The organism is Mesorhizobium sp. M7A.F.Ca.MR.362.00.0.0, assembly GCF_004023175.1.
Classification (GTDB): domain Bacteria; phylum Pseudomonadota; class Alphaproteobacteria; order Rhizobiales; family Rhizobiaceae; genus Mesorhizobium.
Genome location: NZ_RZTF01000731.1, coordinates 1 through 1445 on the forward strand (window position 1 = coordinate 1; position 1445 = coordinate 1445).

The following is a 1445-nucleotide window of genomic DNA, read 5'->3' on the forward strand; positions in this document are numbered from 1 at the left end:
TCCCTGGTCTGCGAAGCGACGTTGCCGGTTGGCTGGCCGACCTGACCAGCCAGATAGACGGTATTGCCATGGATGACGATCTGGCTCATGCGCGGGCCGACATCGATGCGACGAATGCTCATTGGATGGTTCCTTCCTGTGACGGTTGCGCTTCTTTAGAGTCGCGGCCGGCTTGGGGCAAGGTCGCCAGGTCGAATCCCCTTGGGCCAACGGCATATGGCATGCACACACGGCAAGTTGACCCTGCGGCCGCAATTCCGCCGGATTGGCTTGTTGACTAATGTAATAACATCACATATCCAATCGGCCGCTGCCAGCAGCCGGATTTCGCCGCCTACGGATCGCAGAATGACAAATACCTGCCTGACATTCCGCGACCTGACGCTTGGCTATGGCAGCCATCCGGCGATCCATCATCTCGACGGCACCATCCGCAAGGGCTCGCTGACCGCTGTGGTCGGCGCCAACGGCTCCGGCAAATCGACGCTGATGAAAGGCATTGTCGGCGTCCTGAAGCCAATGGCCGGCGAGGTTATCCGCGCGCCCGGTGTACGTGCCGCCTATCTGCCGCAGCAATCGGAGCTCGACCGCTCTTTTCCAGCGCGCGTGGTCGATCTGGTTTCGCTCGGCCTGTGGCCACGACGCGGCCTGCTTGGCCGCTACACCAAGGAAGATCGCGATGACGTCAGCAAGGCGCTGATGGCGGTCGGCCTCGGCGGCTTTGAAAAGCGCCCGATCGACACGCTGTCGGGCGGCCAGTTGCAGCGCACGCTGTTTGCGCGCGTCCTGCTGCAGGACGCCGACCTCATCCTGCTCGACGAACCCTTCAACGCCGTCGACGCCAAGACGGTCGGCGACCTCATTGCCCTGATCAAGCACTGGCACGGCGAGGAACGCACCATCATGGTTGTCGTCCACGATCTGGACCTGGTGCGGCAGAATTTCCCCGAAACGCTGCTTCTCGCCCGCCAGCCGATCGCCTGGGGCGAAACCAGGGAAACGCTGAAACCTGACAACCTGTTGCGCGCCCGCCGCTTCCACGAAGCTTGGGAAGAAAATGCACCCTGGTGCGAGCCGGGCGAGGACGCTCATGGTGACGATCACCATGGCCACGATCACGACCGCCAACATGGCGTCGGACCGAGGGCTGCCTGATGGACATGCTTTACGGCCTTGTCATCGCGCCCTTCGCCGATTTCGGCTTCATGCAGCGGGCTTTGATCGGTTCGCTGATGCTGTCGCTCGGCGCCTGCCCTATCGGCGTCTTCCTGATGCTGCGGCGCATGAGCCTGTCGGGCGACGCGATGGCGCATGCAATCCTGCCCGGTGCGGCCGCCGGCTTCCTGTTCTATGGGCTGGAGATCCTGCCGATGACCATCGGCGGCCTGATCGCCGGCGTCATCGTCGCGCTCGGCGCCGGCGCCGTCTCGCGCTTCACCATACAG

Annotated in this window: 2 protein-coding genes and 1 pseudogene; 2 read left to right on the plus strand and 1 reads right to left on the minus strand. The window is 63.3% G+C overall.

Going from position 1 to position 1445, the window contains the following annotated elements; all coding sequences use genetic code 11:
• Positions 1–122: pseudogene (locus EOC06_RS37220) on the minus strand (RidA family protein); the annotation flags it as partial.
• Positions 123–348: 226 nt separating this feature from the next.
• Here EOC06_RS37220 and aztA point away from each other — a divergent pair.
• Positions 349–1155, plus strand: a complete 807-nt coding sequence (aztA, locus tag EOC06_RS37225; RefSeq protein WP_127273264.1) for a zinc ABC transporter ATP-binding protein AztA — start codon at positions 349–351, stop codon at positions 1153–1155.
• Positions 1155–1445, plus strand: a 291-nt coding sequence (locus EOC06_RS37230) for a metal ABC transporter permease (protein ID WP_206631354.1), incomplete at its 3' end; no start/stop codon positions are given. The genes aztA and EOC06_RS37230, both read left to right, overlap by 1 nt.

Coding starts and splice junctions, on each gene's coding strand:
- aztA (WP_127273264.1), top strand. CDS start 349: ATGACAAATACCTGCCTGACATTCCGCGACCTGACGCTTGGCTATGGC.